This window comes from Bacillus sp. FSL R5-0447, assembly GCF_038606125.1.
In the GTDB taxonomy this organism is placed as follows: Bacteria; Bacillota; Bacilli; order Bacillales; family Bacillaceae; genus Bacillus; species Bacillus velezensis.
On the sequence record NZ_CP152012.1, the window covers coordinates 3,322,534 to 3,343,397 of the forward strand.

General features: G+C 47.7%; 19 protein-coding genes. 16 read left to right on the forward strand and 3 right to left on the reverse strand.

Features of this window, described 5'->3' with window-relative positions; translation table 11 throughout:
* Nucleotides 1-73: 73 nt before the first annotated feature.
* The 3 genes from NYE68_RS16815 (at nucleotide 74) to NYE68_RS16825 (ending at nucleotide 3,077) form a co-directional block, all read left to right on the forward strand.
* The gene (locus tag NYE68_RS16815; protein WP_324636438.1) at nucleotides 74-1,237 is read left to right on the forward strand and encodes a MalY/PatB family protein; all 1,164 of its coding nucleotides are present in this window, start codon (nucleotides 74-76) and stop codon (nucleotides 1,235-1,237) included.
* A 122-nt stretch (nucleotides 1,238-1,359) separates the two neighbouring features.
* Entirely contained in the window at nucleotides 1,360-2,643 is a 1,284-nt protein-coding gene (locus NYE68_RS16820) for a HAMP domain-containing sensor histidine kinase (protein ID WP_040238948.1), read from the forward strand.
* Nucleotides 2,644-2,690: 47 nt separating this feature from the next.
* Nucleotides 2,691-3,077 carry a kinase-associated lipoprotein B gene (locus tag NYE68_RS16825; protein WP_015418096.1) on the forward strand — a complete coding sequence of 129 codons (387 nt, stop codon included), beginning with the start codon at nucleotides 2,691-2,693 and terminating at the stop codon, nucleotides 3,075-3,077.
* 24 nt (nucleotides 3,078-3,101) lie between these two features.
* Here NYE68_RS16825 and kapD read toward each other — a convergent pair whose 3' ends face one another.
* Nucleotides 3,102-3,719, reverse strand: a complete 618-nt coding sequence (gene kapD / locus NYE68_RS16830; RefSeq protein ID WP_003152084.1) for a 3'-5' exonuclease KapD — start codon at nucleotides 3,717-3,719, stop codon at nucleotides 3,102-3,104.
* A 151-nt stretch (nucleotides 3,720-3,870) separates the two neighbouring features.
* On the opposite strand from kapD, the gene NYE68_RS16835 reads away from it, so the two are divergent.
* The 3 genes from NYE68_RS16835 (at nucleotide 3,871) to NYE68_RS16845 (ending at nucleotide 7,514) form a co-directional block, all read left to right on the forward strand.
* Nucleotides 3,871-5,115, forward strand: a complete 1,245-nt coding sequence (locus NYE68_RS16835) for a multidrug efflux MFS transporter (protein ID WP_015418098.1) — start codon at nucleotides 3,871-3,873, stop codon at nucleotides 5,113-5,115.
* Nucleotides 5,116-5,204: 89 nt separating this feature from the next.
* Nucleotides 5,205-7,079 carry a transglycosylase domain-containing protein gene (locus NYE68_RS16840; protein WP_012118304.1) on the forward strand — a complete coding sequence of 625 codons (1,875 nt, stop codon included), beginning with the start codon at nucleotides 5,205-5,207 and terminating at the stop codon, nucleotides 7,077-7,079.
* A gap of 21 nt (nucleotides 7,080-7,100) precedes the next feature.
* Complete coding sequence (locus tag NYE68_RS16845) at nucleotides 7,101-7,514, forward strand: thiol-disulfide oxidoreductase DCC family protein (protein ID WP_014305710.1); 414 nt, start codon at nucleotides 7,101-7,103, stop codon at nucleotides 7,512-7,514.
* A 14-nt stretch (nucleotides 7,515-7,528) separates the two neighbouring features.
* Here the strand turns inward: NYE68_RS16845 and NYE68_RS16850 are convergent, their stop codons facing one another.
* Nucleotides 7,529-8,086 (reverse strand): YufK family protein, encoded by a 558-nt coding sequence (locus NYE68_RS16850; protein ID WP_007408662.1) that lies wholly within the window; start codon nucleotides 8,084-8,086, stop codon nucleotides 7,529-7,531.
* A gap of 174 nt (nucleotides 8,087-8,260) precedes the next feature.
* Here NYE68_RS16850 and malK point away from each other — a divergent pair, with 174 nt between their 5' ends.
* The 6 genes from malK (at nucleotide 8,261) to nupQ (ending at nucleotide 15,710) form a co-directional block, all read left to right on the forward strand.
* On the forward strand, nucleotides 8,261-9,862 hold the full coding sequence (malK, locus tag NYE68_RS16855) for a malate sensor histidine kinase MalK (RefSeq protein WP_033574918.1): 1,602 nt from the start codon (nucleotides 8,261-8,263) through the stop codon (nucleotides 9,860-9,862).
* On the forward strand, nucleotides 9,855-10,562 hold the full coding sequence (locus NYE68_RS16860) for a response regulator (protein ID WP_003152077.1): 708 nt from the start codon (nucleotides 9,855-9,857) through the stop codon (nucleotides 10,560-10,562). The genes malK and NYE68_RS16860 overlap by 8 nt, the downstream gene beginning before the upstream one ends.
* Nucleotides 10,563-10,963: 401 nt before the next feature.
* A complete protein-coding gene (locus tag NYE68_RS16865) occupies nucleotides 10,964-12,037 on the forward strand; it encodes a BMP family protein (protein WP_007408665.1) in 1,074 nt (357 codons plus the stop codon).
* A 141-nt stretch (nucleotides 12,038-12,178) separates the two neighbouring features.
* Nucleotides 12,179-13,711, forward strand: coding sequence for an ABC transporter ATP-binding protein (locus NYE68_RS16870; RefSeq protein WP_060675425.1), 1,533 nt, complete (start codon nucleotides 12,179-12,181; stop codon nucleotides 13,709-13,711).
* Nucleotides 13,704-14,750, forward strand: a complete 1,047-nt coding sequence (locus NYE68_RS16875; RefSeq protein WP_012118308.1) for an ABC transporter permease — start codon at nucleotides 13,704-13,706, stop codon at nucleotides 14,748-14,750. The genes NYE68_RS16870 and NYE68_RS16875 overlap by 8 nt, the downstream gene beginning before the upstream one ends.
* A complete protein-coding gene (gene nupQ, locus NYE68_RS16880; RefSeq protein WP_003152071.1) occupies nucleotides 14,751-15,710 on the forward strand; it encodes a guanosine ABC transporter permease NupQ in 960 nt (319 codons plus the stop codon).
* A 44-nt stretch (nucleotides 15,711-15,754) separates the two neighbouring features.
* Here nupQ and NYE68_RS16885 read toward each other — a convergent pair whose 3' ends face one another.
* Nucleotides 15,755-15,973 carry a hypothetical protein gene (locus NYE68_RS16885; RefSeq protein ID WP_160182979.1) on the reverse strand — a complete coding sequence of 73 codons (219 nt, stop codon included), beginning with the start codon at nucleotides 15,971-15,973 and terminating at the stop codon, nucleotides 15,755-15,757.
* Nucleotides 15,974-16,215: 242 nt separating this feature from the next.
* On the opposite strand from NYE68_RS16885, the gene NYE68_RS16890 reads away from it, so the two are divergent.
* Genes NYE68_RS16890 through NYE68_RS16905 form a run of 4 tightly spaced genes read left to right on the forward strand, consistent with a single transcriptional unit; the run spans nucleotide 16,216 to nucleotide 20,861 of the window.
* Nucleotides 16,216-18,618, forward strand: coding sequence for a Na+/H+ antiporter subunit A (locus NYE68_RS16890; protein WP_063094330.1), 2,403 nt, complete (start codon nucleotides 16,216-16,218; stop codon nucleotides 18,616-18,618).
* Nucleotides 18,615-19,046, forward strand: a complete 432-nt coding sequence (locus NYE68_RS16895; RefSeq protein ID WP_007613424.1) for a Na(+)/H(+) antiporter subunit B — start codon at nucleotides 18,615-18,617, stop codon at nucleotides 19,044-19,046. The genes NYE68_RS16890 and NYE68_RS16895 overlap by 4 nt, the downstream gene beginning before the upstream one ends.
* Nucleotides 19,046-19,387 (forward strand): Na(+)/H(+) antiporter subunit C, encoded by a 342-nt coding sequence (locus tag NYE68_RS16900; RefSeq protein WP_003152063.1) that lies wholly within the window; start codon nucleotides 19,046-19,048, stop codon nucleotides 19,385-19,387. Before NYE68_RS16895 ends, NYE68_RS16900 begins: the two co-directional genes overlap by 1 nt.
* A complete protein-coding gene (locus NYE68_RS16905; RefSeq protein ID WP_072176756.1) occupies nucleotides 19,380-20,861 on the forward strand; it encodes a Na+/H+ antiporter subunit D in 1,482 nt (493 codons plus the stop codon). The genes NYE68_RS16900 and NYE68_RS16905 overlap by 8 nt, the downstream gene beginning before the upstream one ends.
* Nucleotides 20,862-20,864: the final 3 nt, after the last annotated feature.

Below are 20,864 nucleotides of genomic sequence, written 5' to 3' on the forward strand. Positions count from 1 at the left end.
TATAATAAAGTTTGCAATTCTATTTTATCATAGATACGCTGTGCAAAATAATGATACTACAGGAGTGACATACATGAACTTTGATCTTCGAGAAAACCGTCTTGGTACACAATCGGTGAAATGGGACAAGGCGGAAGCGTTATTCGGCGTATCGGATGCGCTTCCGATGTGGGTTGCCGATATGGATTTCCGCGCTCCCGAAGCGGTCACTGACGCCTTAAAAGCCCGCCTTGACCACGGCATATTCGGTTATACGTCTCCTGACGAAAACACAAGAGAAGCCGTCGCTTCATGGCTTGAGACGCGGCACGGCTACCGGCCCGATCCCGCAAGCATCGCGTTCAGTCCCGGTGTTGTCACGGCAATCAGCATGGCCGTACAAGCCTTTACCGAACCGGGCGATCCGGTGTTGATTCAATCACCGGTGTATACGCCTTTTTATCAGATGATCAAGGAAAACAAACGGCAGGTTTTACATAACCCGTTACGGGAAGAAAACGGCGTCTACTGTATGGATTTTGAGGATCTTGAGAAAAAGCTGACCGATTCTGAGGTCAAGCTGATGATTCTTTGTAATCCCCACAATCCGTCCGGCAGAGCGTGGAGCCGGGATGAGCTTATGAAGCTCGGATCGCTGTGCGCCGCCCATAACGTTACCGTCGTTTCTGACGAGATACATTCCGACTTGATGCTGTACGGAAAGCCGCATACGCCTTTCGCTTCTCTGTCTGAGGAGTTTGCGCGGATTTCCGTTACTTGTGTCGCGCCGAGCAAGACGTTTAATATTGCCGGCATTCAGGCATCCGCCATTATCATTCCCGATCGGTATAAGCGGGCGAAATTCTCCGCCGCATTGCATCAGAACGGAATTTCCAGCCTCAACACATTTGCGGTTGCAGCAATCGAAGCGGCCTATACAAAGGGAGGCCCTTGGCTTGACGCGCTGATTCCTTACATTGAAGGGAATATGAAATTGGCTGAGGACTTTTTAAGAAAAGAATTGCCGAAAGTCCGCATGATGAAGCCTGACGCTTCCTATTTGATCTGGATGGATTTCAGCGAATACGGATTTTCGGATGCCGAGCTCAAAGAAAGAATGCTCAAAAAAGGGAAAATCATATTAGAGCCGGGAACAAAATACGGACCGGGCGGCGAAGGATTTATGAGACTTAATGTCGGCTGTTCAGCCGCCGCCGTAAAAGAAGGGCTTGAGAGAATGAAAGCAGCGTTCGCTTAGCAGCGGAAAGAACGCCTTTATCAGATGAGATAAGGGCGTTCGCTTTAGAGAAATATATACTTTTTTTTCCGGTAAAGATGTTATAATAGATTCATATTTACATAGGAAAGGATTTCGCATAAATGGAGATTGTAAAGGATTACCTGCTTCACTTCTCTTTTATTTTATTCCCTATTTTTCTTTATCAAGTCTTCTGGCTCAGCAAGCCCGATTTGCTTGTGCCGAGAGCGAACCGCCTGCTGGTCGCCGTATTTGCAGCGTCATCTTCCTTATTATGTACGGCTTTTCCCATCCAGGAGCTTCATTCCGTCCGTTACGGTTTGCAGCTGATTCCCATTATCGTCTGCCTGCTTTATTCCGGTACCGCCGCAGGACTTGCCGCAGGGGCGGCATCCGTTTTTTTTCAGCTCATATGGTTTGAACCTTCCGCTCTTTTTTTCTTATCCTTAATTCCTTTTTTAATCATCATCCCTATCCAGCTCCAAACGAAATGGCCTTTTTTTTCAAAGCGGAAGAAACTGCTTTTCGCTCTTCTCATCGGCTGCACTGAAACCGCCTTATTAACCGCATCTGTCTTCATCTATTCCGCGACCAATATTTTCAATTTTCAAAATCTATCTTCCGTTTATTATGAGGCGGCAGTATCTGTTTTTTTTCAAGTCAGCGCCCTTTTGCTGTGCATTTATTTGATTGAGATCATTGATGAGAATGCGTCCATGCGGGCAAGGCTGATTCACTCAGAAAAAATGGCCGTCGTCAGCGAGCTTGCGGCAAGCGTCGCCCATGAAGTCCGCAATCCGCTTACGGTCGTCAGAGGTTTTGTGCAGCTGCTGTTCAGCGGCGAGCAGCTTCAGGACAAATCCCACTCCGGATATCAGAAACTTGTGCTGTCCGAACTCGACCGGGCTCAGACGATCATTACGAATTATCTCGATATGGCGAAGCAGGATGACTATGAAAAAGAAAAGTTTGATATTTCTCTGCTCGTAAAGGAAACAGGTTCCTTAATGGAGTCTTATGCCAATTTTAAATCGGTGACCGTGACTGTTCAAAGCGAGCCTGATTTATATGTGTTCGGCGATGTAAAAAAACTGAAACAGGCCTTCATTAATCTGATTAAAAACAGTATTGAAGCCGTGCCCTCTGAAAACGGCCGAATCGAGGTCTCTGTCCAAAAACAGGAAGAGATGATTCTCATTCAGATTACGGATAACGGAATCGGCATGTCCGATGAAGAACTGCAGAAACTCGGCAAGCCGTATTATACGCTGAAAACGAACGGCACCGGGCTCGGGCTTACCGTGACATTCTCGATTATTCAGCATCATGAAGGCTCCGTCTGTTTCACCAGCGGCGAGCACTCGGGCACAACGGCCTCAGTCAGGCTTCCGGCAGCTGTTCACTAGCCAACCGCGTTGATCTTTTATAGAATAACTAGAGAGAGGTGAACGCTATGAATACGTTTGACATCGGCACAATCGTAAAAGGGTTTTATAAAACAGGAGCATACATAGGGGAAGTGACAGACGTCAGGCCCAATCACTATTTAGTGAAAATTAAAGCCGTTCTGACGCATCCCGCTCAAGGAGATCTTCATCATCCGAAGCAGGCGGATGTTCCGTTTTTTCATGAAAGAAGAGCGCTTGCATTCGGGGAACAGACAAACATACCGCATCAGATGGTCAAACCGTTTGATGGCGAGGTGCCTGATTATACGGCTTCCTTACAAGCGGCGTCTGCCCGGCTGAAAGATCAGCTTACAGCGGACGGCTCAGAATGGGCGGAACGTTCGCTTGCCAACTTGGCCGCGTTAGAGCGTGACTATTTTAAAAGAACTTGACCCAGTCGGCATGATTGGGTTTTTTTATGTGGCCCGGCGAAACAGTTCAGTCAGATCGACGCGATCACCGATCGTCGGAGGTTTCGGTTTTTCAAGATATTGTTTATCCCGCTCGACAAGCTTGAATAATTTGTATGTCGTCCGCGCATCATCCAGCGCTTTATGATGCGTGCCCGTCCCTTTATCGCCATACTCTTCTGCCGCTTTCCAAAGGCCGGTCAATGTTCTGTCGCCGAAGAAGTTTTTGTATTCAAGGGACAGATCCCGAAGTTCTCCTTTGAACGGAAAAGGGATGTGGTTAAACATGCAATTTTGCTTTAACACTTTCATATCCATATTGCCCCAGGTGACGATCGTGCAGTTTTTATCAGGATCAAGCTCATTTAATTTGCGGATGAATTCATTAAACGTGATTCCGCCGTCCACGTCTTTTTGGGTGATGTTCAGAAAGGTTTTGCATCGTTTCGTCAGCTTCGGAAATTTTTTCGGTTTGATATAACTCGAAAACGTTTCAGTCACTTCATCATTCACTGTCTTGACAATCCCCGCTTCAATAATCTCGGGAAAGAAATTTTGCGGGCTGTATTTTCCGTCAGGCATTGTAAATTCAAAATCAATAATGAGCAGACTGCGCTGATCCACTTTTTTTACACCTGCCTTTCCTCCGTTCAAAAATGATATTTTATGATAGTATATCAGTTTCCCCTCTGAAACTTTCTTCATTTTCTAAAAATAATGAATTTTCCTATATCCGCATCGAAAATACAAATACCGGATTCATTCCTATATACTAATGATTAGATACACGAAAAGTAAAGAAGGTGATGTTATTTCTGTCCGTAAGAAGAACTTCGTCGTCATTTGGATTACAAATTTCTTTATTTCCGCCAGCATGACCATGATTGTTCCGTTTCTTTCGTTATATATCGAAACGATCAGCCCCCATTCGGGCGGGTATGTGCAGAGATGGAGCGGGTATGTGTTCGGCGTCACGTTTTTAATGGCGTTTGTGATTTCCCCGTTTTGGGGCAGATTCGGCGATAAGCGCGGCTACAAAAATATTCTCTTGATTACAGGAACCGGCATTGCCGTCAGCATTTTATTGATGGGGTTTGTGACATCCGTTTATCAGCTGTTTGTCCTGCGGCTGCTTATGGGTCTAGTAACAGGCTTTGTTCCGACGTCGCTTGCCATGATTTCGGCGCAGACGCCGAAAGAGACTGCCGGGAAGACGCTCGGCACGCTGCAGATGGGTCAGGTGTCAGGCACTTTATTCGGACCGATGCTGGGCGGGATGCTCGCTGACAGCTTCGGGTTTACGTACACGTTTTTTATTACGTCTTTTGTTATTTTCGCATCCGTGCTTCTCGTTTTATTTCAGGTCAATGAGCAGCCGCTCGGCGAGAAACAAAACAAGCGGAAAACCTATTCCAGAAAACAGGTGCTCTCTTATATTTTTCACCAGCCCGCGCTTTGGGCGATGATGGTGCTTACTATGATCGTGCAGACCGGCAATTTCAGCATCCAGCCGCTGCTCGCTTTATATGTCAATGAGCTGCACGGACCTGTTAATTTAGCCTTTTTCTCCGGAATGGCGTTTTCAGCGACCGGACTCGGAAGCTTACTGCTTGCCCGGAAATGGGGGGACTTCGGCGACCGCTTCGGCCACAGCCGGATCTTAATCGTGCTTTTGATTGCCTCAGCGGTGTTTTTCATTCCGCAGGCGCTCGCCTCCTCCCTCTCCATTCTGTTAGTCTTCAGATTTCTGTTCGGCATGGTCATGGGCGGCACGCTCCCCTGCATTACGGCCGCAATCCGCGTCAGGGCGCCGGGCAGCATCCAGGGAGAGGTGCTCGGCTATAACGTCAGCTTTCGTTTTCTCGGAAATGTGCTCGGCCCTCTGCTCGGAGGTGCGGTCTCAAGCGGTTTTTCCATTTCGGCTGCTTTCTACGTCACCGCCTTTCTCTTTTTAATAGGCGCGGGGCTCTTATGGATGGCGGGACATCTGCAAAAGGATACAGCGTCAAATGCGGGCTGACCGGCAGCGATCACGATTTCTTCTAAATTTAACCTTCTCGTATTCTTAAAAGAATGATACGATATGGCTAGAAATCAGGAGAAAAGAGAGTGACCATGGTACGTAAAATAATCGGATGGATTTTGCTGCTCGGCATTATCCCGTTGTGTGCATTTACAGTTATTGCTTCCGGCAAAGAGGTAAAACAAATCAAGCCTTTTGATCAGGTGCTCGATAAACATATTGATTTAAAAGCGATCAACCTGGTTCAAAACAGTTACATGTATGACAGGGACGGAAGCCTTGTTTCTGAGATTGTCAGCGATCATGAGAACCGCGTGATCGTGCCCTTTAATAAAATACCGAATGAGGTAAAACAACTGTTTTTAACCTCTGAAGACCGTCATTTTTATGAGCATAAAGGGTTTGACTTTATGGGGATGGTCAGGGCGGCCGCCTCCAATTTCAAAGATCATAAAATTGATCAGGGCGCCAGCACCATCACCCAGCAGCTGGCAAGGAATGTGTATTTAAGCCATGAACGCACCTTCAGCCGAAAACTGACGGAGCTGGCCTATTCCTATCAGCTTGAGAAAAAATACAGCAAAGATGAGATTTTAGAAGGCTACTTAAATACGATTTATTTTAATAACGGCGTATACGGTGTCGGTTCGGCGGCACAATTTTATTTCAGCAAGCCGCTGAAATCTCTCACTTTGGGAGAAATGGCCTTTATCTGCGCCATCCCTAATAACCCTACATTATATGATCCTCTCAAGCATTTTGATTATACGAAAAAGCGACAAGTCAGATTGCTTAACGGATTAAAAAAAGCAGGCGTTATATCCGGGAAACAGCTGAAAAAAGCCGAAAAGGAAAAGATCAAGCTTGATATAAACGAAAAAACAAATAAATATCCTGACTATGTTTCCTATGTAAATGATGAATTCACACAGCTTGTTTCATCATCCGAAGGCTATGACAAACGTCTTGAAAAAGCTTCCGGAAAGGCGAAACAAAAAATACAGAGTGAGCTTTCAGACAGAGTCAGCACATTGTTAAAAGACGGCGTGAAGATTTATACGGCGCTGAATCCGTATATGCAAAACCAGGTCGTCGCCCAAGTGAATCAAAATCTGCCGTATGCAGGTGTCCAAGGCGGAGCGGCCGTGATTAATCATCAGACACATCAGATTATCGCGCTTTCAGGCGGGAAAGATTATCATAAATATGATTTCAACCGCGCCTATCAGGCATACAGACAGCCCGGTTCATCCATTAAGCCGCTGCTTGATTACGGACCTTACATTGAAAAGACCGGCGCAACGCCACACAGCAAGATTGACGCAAGCAAATTCTGCAGTGCGGATTACTGCCCGCAAAACTACAATAACCGCACGTACGGTACGGTCACGCTGGAAACGGCGTTTAAATACTCGTACAACACACCGGCCATCAGAATCATGGACCGCGTCGGCGTCAATAAGGCGTTCAGCTACCTTGAACCGTTTCATTTCGCGAAGCTGGTCAGCGCGGATTACCGTCTGCCTGCGGCGCTTGGCGGTTTTACAAACGGCATGACTCCGCTTGAAATGACCAATGCGTACACCACGTTCGGCAACAACGGCGTTTATACGCCGAGTCACGCGATTACAAAAGTGACTGATTTAAAAGGAAAAACGATATTAAAATGGAAAGATGAGCCGACGCAGGTATTCAGCGTGCGGACCAACATGCAGATCAAAGAAATGATGAAAGCCGTCGTCAAAAGCGGAACAGGAAAAAAAGCGAACTTTAAAGCTCCGTACGTCGGCGGAAAATCAGGAACGTCAAATGACTATCACGATATGTGGTTTGTCGGCCTGACGGACGCTTATACGATGGGGGTATGGGTCGGCAAGGATACACCGTCAAGCGTCGAATACCTTCATGACGCAAGCCCTCAGCTTTCGATCTGGAAAAACACGCTGCAGGCAGCTTATTAAAGATAACGGAGGGGATCCGCTTTGAAACCAGCTCAGCTTCCGGACCGCGTACTTTTGTTTGACGGCGTCTGCAACTTATGCAGCGGCGCCGTTCAATTCATCATTAAACGCGATCCGGCCGGCAAAATCTCATTTGCTTCATTGCAATCAGATACCGCCCGGGAGCTTTTGGCATCAGAAGGACTTCCGACAGAACAATTTGACAGCATGATTTTTATCGAAAACGGGCGGATATACAAAAAATCCGCAGCCGTGTTAAAGGTTTCCCGTCATCTCCGCGGAGCCTGGCGGCTGTCAGCGGTTTTTTTCGCAGTGCCCCGCCCCCTCAGGGACAGAGCCTACTCTTTCATCGCCCGGCGCCGTTACAAATGGTTCGGAAAAAGGGAAGCATGCATGCTCCCCTCCCCTGAGATCAAAAACAGATTTCTGTCTTAACAAAAATGGCTAGCTTACACAGGTAAGCTAGCCATTATGCTATTATAAAGCTTGATAAAGATGTACAAAATACCGATAACAAAAGTAAACCAAAACAGAATCTCAAGCAATATAAAACCGATCAGCGAAACGATCGAGAGTGTCGAATAGATTCTGTACACCATGAAAATCAAATAAACGAGCGTAACAACGGCAAATAACGCCGCAATCCAAAAACCATTCTGCACGAGCGCAAAGGAAAGAATTCCTCCGCCTACATAAATTAAAGAGCCTAATCTGATTTTTTTCAGATTGTCCCCTTCAGGGTCATTTGTGAAAAACAAAAGAGACAGCTCTGTCACTGTGTTTGCAATCAGCTTCAAAGCCGAAAATAGCATAAAATACACAAGGGCGAACGCTGCAAAAAGCGCCAGTCTGATCCCTTTCTCAGAGAAATAATCCAGCATCCCCTGATACATGCCGAGCGTCTGAAGTATCTTCATGACATAAAGCGAGGTAGAAATGGATAATGACGAACTAAAAAGCAGAATCGCAACGAGCGGAAAATAACCCGTCCAATAAGTATTTTTCATATAAAAAGTCCCTTTCTGTAATCTACCTCACTTATTATGGAGGACTTAAAACACATTGACAAGATAAAAAATACCATTTTTCCTCACTTTTACGAAATAAGGGCCTGATCTTCACAAACCGGCTTTTTCGGAGTAAAGTAGAACGCGGGAATGATAAACGTAAGGAAGGCTGTTATGAAAAAAACATTAAAATTGCAAACCCGATTAACGATATTCGTCTGTATTGTCGTCCTTATCGCACTTTGTATCACCTTTTTCACGATCAGCGTCCAAACAGCAGACCGCGTGAAAGAAGAAGAACGGACGACCGCGCTGCGCACCGCAAAGCTGGTCGCGGAAACACCGAGTGTCGCGCAGGCATTGCAAACAAAAAAAGGGCTGAAAGAGCTCCGGGATTATACATTAGACGTCCAGCATACGACAGGAACCGAATTTGTCGTGGTGATGGATATGAACAGCATCCGCCTCACCCACCCCGACGCAAATAAAATCGGGAAGAAATTCACCGGCGGAGATGAACAGCCGGCGATGCACGGGCATATCAAAACGAGCACATCAGCGGGAACTCTCGGAAAATCCATGAGAGCCTTCGTACCGATCTATGGAAAAGATAAAAAACAAGTGGGCGTCGTTTCGGTCGGAATTTCGCTTAACAAAATACAGGATGTCGTCAGCCACAGTTTGAGACCGCTTTATTTCATCATCTGCGTAAGTATTTTTGTCGGCGTCATCGGAGCCGTCATTGTCGCCCGCACCGTCAAAAACATTATGTACGGTCTTGAGCCTTATGAAATCGCCACCCTCCTCGAAGAGCGGAGCGCCATGCTCGAATCAACGAAGGAAGGCATCCTGGCGGTTGACGCGCGGGGAAAAATCAAGCTCGCCAATGCGGAAGCGAAACGGCTTTTTATTAAAATGGGTATTCCGACTAATCCGGTCGATCAAGATGTGAACGATATTCTCCCGAAAAGCCGGCTGAAACAAGTGATTGAAACGAAAAAACCGCTTCAGGACAGGGATATCCGCATTAACGGGCTTGAGCTGGTCTTTAATGAGGTTCCGATTCATCTGAAAGGACAAACCGTCGGAGCGATCGCCACGTTCAGGGACAAAACGGAGGTCAAACATTTAGCAGAACAGCTGTCCGGTGTTAAAATGTATGCAAACGCATTAAGAGCCCAGTCTCATGAATTCATGAATAAGCTTCATGTCATTTTAGGGCTTGTCCAGTTAAAAGAATACGATGATCTCGGCACTTATATTAAAGACATTGCCATTCAGCAGAAGACGGAAACAAGCGAGATTATAAGTGATGTCAAAAGTCCGGTTCTCGCAGGGTTTCTTCTAGGAAAACAAAGCTACATACGCGAACAGGGCGCTGATCTGGACATTCAGCTCGGCAGCCTGATCCCGAATGCGGCAGATCCGGCCGTCATCCATGAGCTCATTACGATTATCGGAAACCTGTTAAACAACGCGCTCGACGCGGTGGCGCAGATGCCGAAAAAAAACATTACGTGCTCAATGCGGTTTCAGGATCGCCAGCTTGATATAGAGATTACGGACACAGGAGCCGGAATGTCTGCGGCAGACCAAGCCCGTATTTTTGAACAAGGTTATTCCACGAAAGGGACAAACCGGGGGTTCGGCCTCTATTTCACCCAGCAGGCAACAGAAAATTTAAAAGGCCATATGATTGTGACAAGTGAAAAGAATGAAGGAACGACTTTCAGTCTTCGCATTCCGTATGAACCGAAGGAGGAAAATGATGATTAATGTACTCATAGTTGAAGACGACCCCATGGTGGGTGAATTAAATAAACGCTATCTCAGCCAGATTGAAGGATTTCAGCTGAAAGGGATCGCATCATCCTTTCAAAGCGCGCTGCACGTGCTGAGCGAGCATCATATCGATCTCATCCTTCTTGACATTTACATGCCGGGAAAAAACGGGCTTGAGCTATTAACGGAAATCCGCAAGCAGAATGAATCGGTTGATGTCATCGTCATTTCGGCCGCAAGCGAGCTGGACGTCATCAAAAAAACGCTTCGGTACGGCGCCGTCGATTATTTAATCAAACCATTTGAATTTGACCGCTTTCAAACCGCTCTTTCCGACTACAGACGCAAGCAGAAAGTTTATCAATCACACAGAAGCATGACACAGAAAGAATTGGATGCCGAGCTTTTTCAAAAGAAAGAAGCGGCGGAAAAGGTTCACCTTCCGAAGGGATTGACAAAAAGCACGCTTAAACTCATCTGGGCGAGCATTGAGTCTTTCGGTGACGGCTCTTTTACCACGGAAGATCTCGCCAAGCATACTGAAATCTCGCAAGTCTCCATCCGGAAATACCTTAAATTTCTGGAAGACATACAAGTGCTGAATGTAGAGATGGCGTACGGCACGATCGGCAGACCCGTCTTCCAATATCATATCAACACCGGTAATGTCAGCAGCATCAAACAATATTTATAATGTCAAAAAGCGCCGTTCCGCTGTGAACGGTGCTTTTTTACTGTCATATCCCGTGACAAAAGGCTTGAGATTCTTTTTTTGTATGCTATATAAGGATAATGACCCGGATGATCCTCCTCTGTTTTATCCAGATGAGGAAGCCGATTCTTAAAATTGATATTTTTTAAAAAATAAGCAAATTTCTATTTATTTATGGCGGGTAAAATGATAAATTATGATTGGTTAGCAGCTCTTTTCAGATAAGTCATAAGTCCCGAACACGGAAGAGACAGCCGCTCAAGGCGGGAAAAAGAGAGACGTCTCATCATTATTATCAGAAAGTTTTTTCGATTCTGCATCCGGTACGGGGACTCAAGTCTGAATTGAACGGCACAGCCATATTTTACAGGGGGGTTATATCTTTGAAAAAACGCAAAATCGGAATGGCGATGGCGCTCATCGCGGCGGCCGGAACCATATTAAGCGCATGCGGTTCAAGTGACAAAGCAAACGGCTCCGGCAGTAAAAACTTTACCGTCGGCATGGTAACGGACATCGGCGGTGTCGATGACAAATCATTTAACCAGTCCGCCTGGGAAGGTATTCAGGCATTCGGAAAAGACAACGGGCTTACAAAAGGCAAAAGCGGTTTTGACTATCTTCAATCAAAATCAGATGCAGATTATACAACGAACTTAAATAAATTAGCGCGGGAACACTTTGACCTGATTTACGGCGTCGGGTATCTGATGCAGGATTCCATCAGCGAAATCGCCGATCAGCGCAAAGACACAAATTTTGCGATCATTGACGCCGTTGTCAAAAAAGACAACGTGGCGAGCCTTACATTTAAAGAGCAGGAAGGTTCATTCCTCGTGGGAGCGGCCGCTGCGCTATCGAGCAAAACGGGAAAAGTCGGATTCGTGGGCGGAATGGAGTCTGAATTGATCAAAAAATTCGAAATCGGCTTCCGCGCGGGTGTACAAGCCGCAAATCCGAAAGCGACCGTCGAAGTGAAATATGCGGGCGGATTTGACAAAGCCGATGTCGGCAAGGCGACGGCTGAAAGCATGTACAAATCAGGCGTTGACGTCATTTATCACGCGGCCGGCGCAACGGGAACGGGCGTCTTCACAGAAGCGAAAAATCTGAAAAAAGAAGATCCGAAGCGGAACGTATGGGTTATCGGAGTTGATAAAGACCAGTACGCGGAAGGTCAAGTCAAAGGCACAAAAGACAATGTCACTCTCACATCAATGGTCAAAAAAGTGGATACAGCCGTAGAGGACTTAACGAAAAAAGCAAGTGACGGCAAATTCCCGGGCGGCAAAACATTAACATACGGTTTGGCGCAAGATGCAGTCGGCATTTCGGATCACAAGGAGAACCTTTCTGACGATGTCATTAAAGCAACAGACGATTGGAAGAAGAAAATCGCGGACGGACTCGAGATCCCTTCAACTGAAAAAGAATTGAAATCCTTCAAGGCTGAGTAAGAACCAGGGGATAAGGAGACTTCCGTGCTTATCCCCTCTCTTTTATGAAAAGAGCGGTGAAGGAAAAGCTGCATCTCTTGCAGCTTTTCTTTTGCCAAGCTCTTTCTCATCAAAGTATCTCTGAAAAGGAGCGTCAAATCGGTGGATTATATCATTGAAATGCTTAATATACGCAAGGAGTTTCCCGGAATCGTCGCCAATGATGACGTCACGCTTCAAGTGAAAAAAGGCGAAATACACGCCCTTCTCGGTGAAAACGGCGCCGGAAAATCGACACTCATGAACGTTTTATTCGGCCTGTATCAGCCGGAAAAAGGCGAGATCCGGGTGCGGGGCGAACGCGTTCACATCAACAGCCCGAACAAAGCCAACGATCTCGGCATCGGGATGGTGCACCAGCATTTTATGCTTGTGGATACCTTTACCGTCTCAGAAAATATCATTCTCGGAAAAGAGCCGAAAACATTCGGCCGGATTGACAGACAGCGCGCCGCCCGGGACGTGCGCGATATTTCCGACCGTTACGGCCTGCACATTGATCCTGAAGCCAAAGTTGCCGATATTTCCGTCGGTATGCAGCAGCGGGCGGAAATATTAAAGACCCTCTACCGGGGCGCCGACATTCTCATTTTTGACGAGCCGACCGCGGTGCTGACTCCGCACGAAATTCAAGAACTGATTCAGATTATGAAAAATCTTGTCAATGAAGGAAAATCAATCATCCTCATCACCCACAAATTAAAAGAGATTATGGAAGTCTGCGATCGTGTCACCATCATCCGGAAAGGAAAAGGCATTACAACACTCGATGTCGCACATACGGATCAAGATGAACTGGCAAGCCTTATGGTCGGACGCGAAGTGTCATTCAAGACGGATAAACAAGCGGCCTATCCGAAACAAGAAGTGCTTTCACTTTCTGATGTAACGGTTAAGGACGCGCGCGGCGTTGAGGCGGTCAAACAGCTCTCCCTCTCAGTCAGAGCCGGTGAAATCGTCGGCATTGCGGGCGTTGACGGAAACGGTCAGTCTGAATTAATTGAAGCCATTACAGGTCTCAGAAAAACAAATGCCGGCACGATCACGTTAAACGGCAAACAGCTGCAAAACATGCCGCCCAGGAAAGTCACTGAAGCCGGCATCGGGCATATTCCGCAGGACAGGCATAAACACGGGCTCGTCCTTGATTTTCCGATCGGAGAAAATATCGTGCTGCAAAGTTATTACCAAAAGCCCTACTCTTCTTTCGGCATATTAAATAAACACACGATTTATGACAAAGCGCGAAGCCTGATTGAAGAATACGATGTCAGAACACCTGATGAATATACGCCTGCGCGCGCTCTCTCCGGGGGGAATCAGCAAAAGGCCATTATCGGCCGGGAAGTGGACAGAAATCCGGATCTTTTAATTGCGGCCCAGCCGACGCGGGGACTCGATGTCGGCGCGATTGAATTCGTTCATAAAAAGATCATTGAGCAGCGTGACGCCGGTAAAGCGGTGCTTCTGTTATCTTTTGAACTTGATGAAATAATGAATCTCAGCGATCGCATCGCCGTCATCTTTGAAGGCAGCATCATCGCAAACGTCAATCCGCTTGAAACAAACGAGCAGGAGCTCGGGCTTTTAATGGCGGGTAGTAAGCAAATGGAGGCGGGGAAAACACATGATTAATCGACTTTCTCATCTGGCTGTGCCGCTGATTGCGATCATCCTTGGGTTAGCTGCGGGTGCGGTCATCATGCTCGCCAGCGGCTACAATGTCGTAAGCGGGTATTCGGCTCTTTGGAGCGGCATTTTCGGTGAAGTGTATTACATCGGGGAATCGATCCGGCAGATTACGCCATATATTTTGTCCGGATTGGCCGTGGCATTCGCATTTCGGACCGGCCTGTTTAATATCGGGGTTGAAGGACAGCTCCTTGTCGGCTGGACCGCCGCGGTGTGGGTCGGCGCTTCCTTTGACGCCCCCGCTTACATCCACCTGCCGCTTTCGTTATTGGCGGCTGCGGCTGCGGGCGGCATTTGGGGCCTGATTCCCGGATTTTTAAAAGCCCGTTTTTTTGTCCACGAAGTGATTGTCACGATCATGATGAATTATATCGCTCTTCATTTAACCAATTATCTCATTTCCGATGTCATGACGGACCACCGGGACAAAACAGACAAAATTCATGAAAGCGCGTCGCTCCGCTCGCCGTTTTTAGAGCAGCTGACAGATTACTCCCGCCTTCACTGGGGCATTTTGATCGCTCTGTTTGCGGCAGTCCTCATGTGGTTTATCATTCATAAAACAAAAAGCGGATTTGAATTCCGGGCTGTCGGCTTTAACCAGCACGCCGCACAATACGCCGGAATGAGCGTCAGAAAAAATATGATGTACGCCATGATGATTTCCGGCGCCTTCGCGGGGCTTGCCGGCGCGATGGAAGGACTCGGAACCTTTCAATACGCGGCGGTTAAGGGCGCCTTTACCGGCGTCGGCTTCGACGGCATTGCGGTTGCGCTTCTCGGCGGCAGCACGGCAATCGGCGTTGTTCTGGCGGCATGTCTTCTCGGCGGCCTTAAAGTCGGGGCATTAAATATGCCGATTGAATCCGGGGTGCCTTCTGAAGTCGTTGACATCGTCATCGCCATTATTATTTTGTTTGTGGCATCAAGCTACGCCATCCGTCTCATCCTTGATAAATTGAAGAAAAAGGGGGCGAAGTAAGTGGACTTCCTGCAGATTTTATCCATTATTGTCCCGGCAACACTCGTATATGCGGCTCCGCTTATTTTAACTGCTCTCGGCGGCGTGTTTTCTGAAAGATCGGGAGTTGTCAACATCGGTCTTGAAGGACTGATGATTATCGGCGCCTTTACAAGCGTCATGTTCAACTTATTTTTCGGACGCGAGCTTGGCGCCGCCGCTCCGTGGCTCGCCTTGGCTGCGGCTATGATTGCCGGCGGACTGTTTTCACTGATTCACGCGGCCGCCGCGGTTTCTTTCCGCGCCGATCAGACGGTAACCGGTGTGGCGATCAATATGCTCGCGTTAGGAGCGACACTGTTTATCGTCAAGCTGATCTACGGAAAGGCGCAGACTGATAAAATCCCGGAGCCCTTTTACAAAACGAACATTCCCGGGTTAAGCGATATTCCGGTTTTAGGAAAGATTTTCTTTTCCGACGTATATTATACGTCGATTTTAGCCATCGTACTGGCCTTTGTTTCCTGGTTTATTTTATTCAAAACGCCGTTCGGCCTCCGCATCCGTTCTGTCGGGGAACATCCGATGGCGGCCGATACGATGGGAATCAACGTGTTCGGCATGCGCTATATCGGCGTCATGATCAGCGGGCTGTTCGGCGGGCTCGGCGGCGGTGTATATGCTTCCACGATCGCGCTTGATTTCACGCACTCCACCATTTCCGGGCAAGGCTTTATCGCTCTCGCCGCGCTGGTTTTCGGCAAATGGCATCCGATCGGCGCGCTCGGGGCGGCGCTGTTCTTCGGATTTGCGCAGAGTTTGAGCATTATCGGCTCGCTTTTGCCCCTGTTCAAAGACATTCCGAATGTATACATGCTGATGGCTCCTTACATTCTGACCATTCTCGCGCTTGCCGGCTTCATCGGCCGCGCGGATGCGCCTAAAGCCAACGGCATCCCTTATATTAAAGGAAAACGCTGATTGCCACACAAAAAGAGTTCCGCACCCCGGTGCCGGAACTCTTTTCATCTATATACGATTCTGATATACTCACGCGGCTGAAACGGTGTTTGCATTGATTCAGCCGCACTCAGCTTGTCTTCTGCGTATTCCGCACCGAGAAAAAAACGCTCCCAATTATCCGCCTCCGTCTGCTGCCGCGTTTTGCAGAAATCGTCCGCTATGAATGTTCCTGCAATAATAGTACAAAATATTCCAATACAGGCCGCCGCCTTTCTCTTCATCTGACCAGCTCCTTTTTTAAAAGCTTGAACTGAAAGATAAATGTATATACAAAGATCAGGATATTTGATAAATTTATTTTAGGTTCAAAAGACCACAAAACACAGAGAGGAATACATTATGCCGTAGCAGGGTAAAAAAAAGTGCGATATAATTTGGACTGGGTCCTATGACCGTGAATTGATTGATTCACTCTTACATAAAGCAGTTGCTTGATGAAAAAACAAGCAAAGGAGGTCTTCTGTTGCAGCTGTTACATTTCGCGATTTTGGCGCCTTTTTTATTTGCATTTATCGTTCCCTTTCTTTATAAACGGGTAAAACAAGTCCATACAGGCTGGTTTGTGCTGATAGTGCCCGTTGTGCTGTTTGTTTACTTTATCAGCAAGCTCCCTGTCACAATGGCTGGGGAAACCGTCCGGTATGCGGCCGAATGGATTCCGTCCCTCGGTATTAACTATACCGTTTATATTGACGGACTCGGGCTGTTATTCGCTTTATTGATTACGGGTATCGGCTCTTTAGTGACGCTTTACAGTATTTTTTACTTATCGAAGGACAAAGAAAAGCTCGGCCCCTTTTATGTGTACCTGCTGATGTTTATGGGCGCGATGCTGGGCGTTGTGCTCGTCGATAACGTCATCGTGCTTTATATGTTCTGGGAGCTGACAAGCCTGTCATCCTTCTTATTAATCGGGTATTGGCATAAGCGGAAGAAATCACGCTACGGGGCGGAAAAGTCACTGCTGATTACCGTCGGCGGCGGGCTGTGCATGCTTGGCGGCTTTATCCTGCTGTATCTGATGACGGATTCTTTCAGTATCAGGGAAATGGTCAACCAGGTGCATATTATCGCAGGCCATCCGTTCTTTATTCCGGCGATGGTTCTCCTGTTATTGGGAGCCTTTACGAAATCAGCGCAGTTTCCGTTTTATATCTGGCTGCCTGATGCCATGGAGGCGCCGACTCCTGTCAGCGCCTATCTGCACTCGGCTACAATGGTGAAAGCGGGCATTTATCTGATTGCCAGATTCAGTCCGGTTTTTGCATTTTCACCCGTCTGGTTTTGGACGGTTGCCTCAGTCGGTCTGATCACGATGGTATGGGCTTCCTTCAATGCGATGAAACAAACCGATTTAAAAGCGATTCTGGCATTTTCCACAGTCAGTCAGCTCGGTATGATTGTATCGATGCTCGGCGCAGGAGCCGCCGCGCTTCATTACCAGCATTCAGAGTATTTTACGGCGGCTGTCACCGCGGCTGTGTTTCACTTAATTAACCATGCTACTTTTAAAGGAAGTTTATTTATGGCGGTCGGCATTATCGACCATGAAACGGGAACACGGGACATCCGCAGGCTCGGCGGACTGATGGCGCTTATGCCGGTAACGTTCACCGTTTCACTGATCGGAACGTTTTCCATGGCGGGCCTCCCTCCGTTTAACGGCTTTTTAAGTAAAGAAATGTTCTTTACAAGTATGCTGCGGATTGCTCATGCAGATATTTTCAGCCTGGATACGTGGGGCGTGCTGTTCCCCGTTCTCGCATGGATCGGGAGCGTCTTCACTTTCATCTACAGCATGAAGCTGTTTTTCAGAACGTTCAGCGGCGCGCGCAAACCTGATCAGCTTGAAAAGACGCCGCATGAAGCACCGCTCGGCATGCTGATTTCGCCGGTCATTCTTGCCGCTTGCGCCGTCAGTCTGTTTTTTGCACCGAACGTTTTGTCTTACAGCCTGATTGAACCGGCGATGAACTCCATTTATCCGGCTCTGTTAACCGGCGGAGATACATTCCATGTCCATATTTCCCAGTGGCATGGGGTGACGGCTGAGGTAATGATGACCCTCGGCATCATCATTGTCGGCACGATCGGTTACGTAACGCTGTCTAAATGGGAGCGTTTGTACGGTCTGTTTCCGAAAAAACTGACGCTGAACAAGCTTTACGATGCGGTGACGGGCAGTATGGAAAAAAGATCTTACCAGCTGACGTCATCTTATATGACCGGATTTTTGCGGGATTATCTGCTGTATATCTTTGCGGCGTTTATCATTCTCATCGGGGCGGCGTTCGTCACAAAAGGCGGCTTTTCCATGACAGCGAAAGGCATGGCTGAAATCGGCCTGTATGAAATCGTGCTGTCCCTCGTTATGGTGAGCGCAACGATTGCGACTGTGTTCGCCAAATCGCGGCTGACGGCCATTATCTCACTCGGTGTTGTCGGGTACACACTCGCTCTGTTTTTCGTGATTTTCAGAGCGCCCGATCTGGCGCTCACGCAGCTCGTCATTGAGACGATATCCGTCGCCTTGTTTCTTCTTTGTTTTTACCATCTGCCGAAAATGCGGCGTAAAAAGAAGACAAGAACATTCCGGATGACGAATTTTATCATTTCTCTCGGTGTCGGCGTCATCGTGACAATGCTCGGAATCGCGTCTTCCAGCGAAAAAACAAAAGACAGCATCTCCTCCTTTTTCACCGCTTACAGCCATAAGCTCGGGGGAGGAAACAATATCGTCAACGTCATCCTCGTTGATTTCAGGGGATTTGATACGATGTTTGAAATCACGGTGCTGTCGATTGCCGCACTCGGGATTTACGGCATGATCAGAACAAAAGTAAAAGAGGAGGGAGAAGAGCGTTGAGACAGCAAAAAACAAACGACATCATCCTTCAGACGGCAACGAAGCTTGTATCTTTTATCATTCTGCTTTTCTCTTTCTATTTATTTTTATCGGGGCATAACGCTCCCGGCGGAGGATTTGTCGGCGGACTGATTACGTCTTCGGCCATCGTGCTGTTGCTTTTGGCCTTTGATTTAAAAACCGTCAAATCGATTTTGCCCGTCAATTTTATTTATGTGGCGGGCGCGGGTCTGCTTATCGCGATTGCAACGGGTGCAGGTTCGTTCTTATTCGGAGCACCCTTTCTCACCCATACATTCGGCCATTTTCATCTCCCGGTGCTTGGGAATACGGAGCTTGCGACGGCCACTTTGTTTGATTTAGGTGTGTATCTCGTTGTTGTCGGCGTGACGATGACCATTATTCAAACGATTGGAGAGGAAGAATAATGGAAATCTTAATGTCTGTCATTGCCGGTATTTTGTTTATGGCGGCAACCTACCTGCTGCTTTCTAAAAGTCTGCTGCGCGTGATTATCGGCACCGCGCTTTTAAGCCACGGCGTCCATTTGCTGCTCCTGACCATGGGCGGACTGAAAAAAGGCGCTCCTCCCATACTGGGCGGAAAAAGCACGTCGTTTGTCGATCCGCTGCCGCAGGCACTCATACTGACGGCGATCGTTATTTCGTTCGGCGTCACGTCCTTCCTGCTTGTGATGGCGTTTCGCGCCTATCAGGAACTGAAAACGGACGATATGGATCGAATGAGGGGAAATGATCAACATGAATAACTTTGTGATATTGCCTATTCTGGTGCCGCTGCTTGCCGCAGTGCTGCTGATTTTTATGAACAGGCGCGTGATGCTGATGCGGATATTCAGCACTGCCGCTTCCTGTGTCTCCATCGTCATCAGCGCCGCTCTCGTTCAGACTGTTTTCACACACGGGATTCAGACGCTGACACTCGGCGGATGGAAAGCGCCGTACGGCATTGTGCTCGCCGCGGATCAGCTCGCCGCACTGCTTGTTTTGACAACCGCCATAATCGGGCTGCTCGTCACCCTGTACTCCTTCCGCTCCATCGGAGAAAAAAGGGAGCGCGCTTTCTATTATTCAGGGGTGCAGTTTCTTCTGGCCGGCGTAAGCGGAGCGTTTTTGACGGGTGACCTGTTCAACATGTACGTCTTTTTTGAGCTTCTGCTTATCGCGTCCTACATGCTGATCGTGCTTGGCGGAACGAAAATTCAATTAAGAGAATCATTGAAGTATATCGTGTTTAACATTGTGTCATCCGCGTTTTTTGTCATCGGCGTCGGTTACTTATACGCGGTGACGGGCACGCTGAATATGGCTGATCTAAGCGTAAAAATAAGCGAATCGGGCCAGACCGGGCTGATCACCGTCATCGGCGTCCTTCTTCTCGTCGTTTTCGGTTTAAAGGGCGGGATATTCCCGCTGTATTTCTGGATGCCGGGCTCTTATTACGCCCCGCCGGCTGCAATTTCGGCTTTATTCGGGTCTCTTTTGACGAAAGTCGGTCTGTATGCCATTTTAAGAGTATTCACCCTGATCTTTATTCACGATACGGGCTTTACCCACCAATTGATGATGTGGCTTGCGATGCTGACGGTGTTATTCGGCGTAATCGGATCTATCGCCTTTTCGGATGTCATGAAAATCGCCATCTACAATATTATTACAGCCGTCGGCGTGATTTTGTTCGGCATTGCCATGAACACGCCGGCCTCCATTCAAGGAGCGGTTTATTACTTGATTCACGATATGCTGATTAAAGGAGCGCTGTTTATGCTTGCCGGCACGCTTATCGCATTGACAGGCACTGCCAGCCTGCATAAAATGGGCGGACTGATCACCCGTTATCCCGTTTTAGGATGGATGTTCTTTATTTCAGCCATATCTTTGGCCGGCATCCCGCCGTTCAGCGGATTTGTGGGCAAGCTGAAGATCGCGGAAGGCGGGTTCGATAAGGGGGAAACATTGTTTTCCGTATTGATTCTCTTATCAAGCCTGCTTGTGCTCTATTCCGTGCTAAAGGTTTTTACGACGGCTTTTTGGGGGGAAGAAAAAGAAATCCCCGGCGCAGGCGGACGGTCCGCAAAAGGACTTCTTTATCCGGCAGCCGCTTTTCTCCTTTTGTCGCTTCTGTTCGGGCTCGGAACCGAATGGGTTTCACCGTATGTTAATCAGACGGCTGAGAATCTGCTGAATCCGGAAAAATACATTGAAGCTGTTTTGAAGGAGTAGATG

Coding starts and splice junctions, on each gene's coding strand:
- NYE68_RS16815 (WP_324636438.1), top strand. CDS start 74: ATGAACTTTGATCTTCGAGAAAACCGTCTTGGTACACAATCGGTGAAA.
- NYE68_RS16820 (WP_040238948.1), top strand. CDS start 1,360: ATGGAGATTGTAAAGGATTACCTGCTTCACTTCTCTTTTATTTTATTC.
- NYE68_RS16825 (WP_015418096.1), top strand. CDS start 2,691: ATGAATACGTTTGACATCGGCACAATCGTAAAAGGGTTTTATAAAACA.
- NYE68_RS16835 (WP_015418098.1), top strand. CDS start 3,871: ATGATTAGATACACGAAAAGTAAAGAAGGTGATGTTATTTCTGTCCGT.
- NYE68_RS16850 (WP_007408662.1), bottom strand. CDS start 8,086: ATGAAAAATACTTATTGGACGGGTTATTTTCCGCTCGTTGCGATTCTG.
- malK (WP_033574918.1), top strand. CDS start 8,261: ATGAAAAAAACATTAAAATTGCAAACCCGATTAACGATATTCGTCTGT.
- NYE68_RS16860 (WP_003152077.1), top strand. CDS start 9,855: ATGATTAATGTACTCATAGTTGAAGACGACCCCATGGTGGGTGAATTA.
- NYE68_RS16875 (WP_012118308.1), top strand. CDS start 13,704: ATGATTAATCGACTTTCTCATCTGGCTGTGCCGCTGATTGCGATCATC.
- NYE68_RS16885 (WP_160182979.1), bottom strand. CDS start 15,973: ATGAAGAGAAAGGCGGCGGCCTGTATTGGAATATTTTGTACTATTATT.
- NYE68_RS16900 (WP_003152063.1), top strand. CDS start 19,046: ATGGAAATCTTAATGTCTGTCATTGCCGGTATTTTGTTTATGGCGGCA.
- NYE68_RS16905 (WP_072176756.1), top strand. CDS start 19,380: ATGAATAACTTTGTGATATTGCCTATTCTGGTGCCGCTGCTTGCCGCA.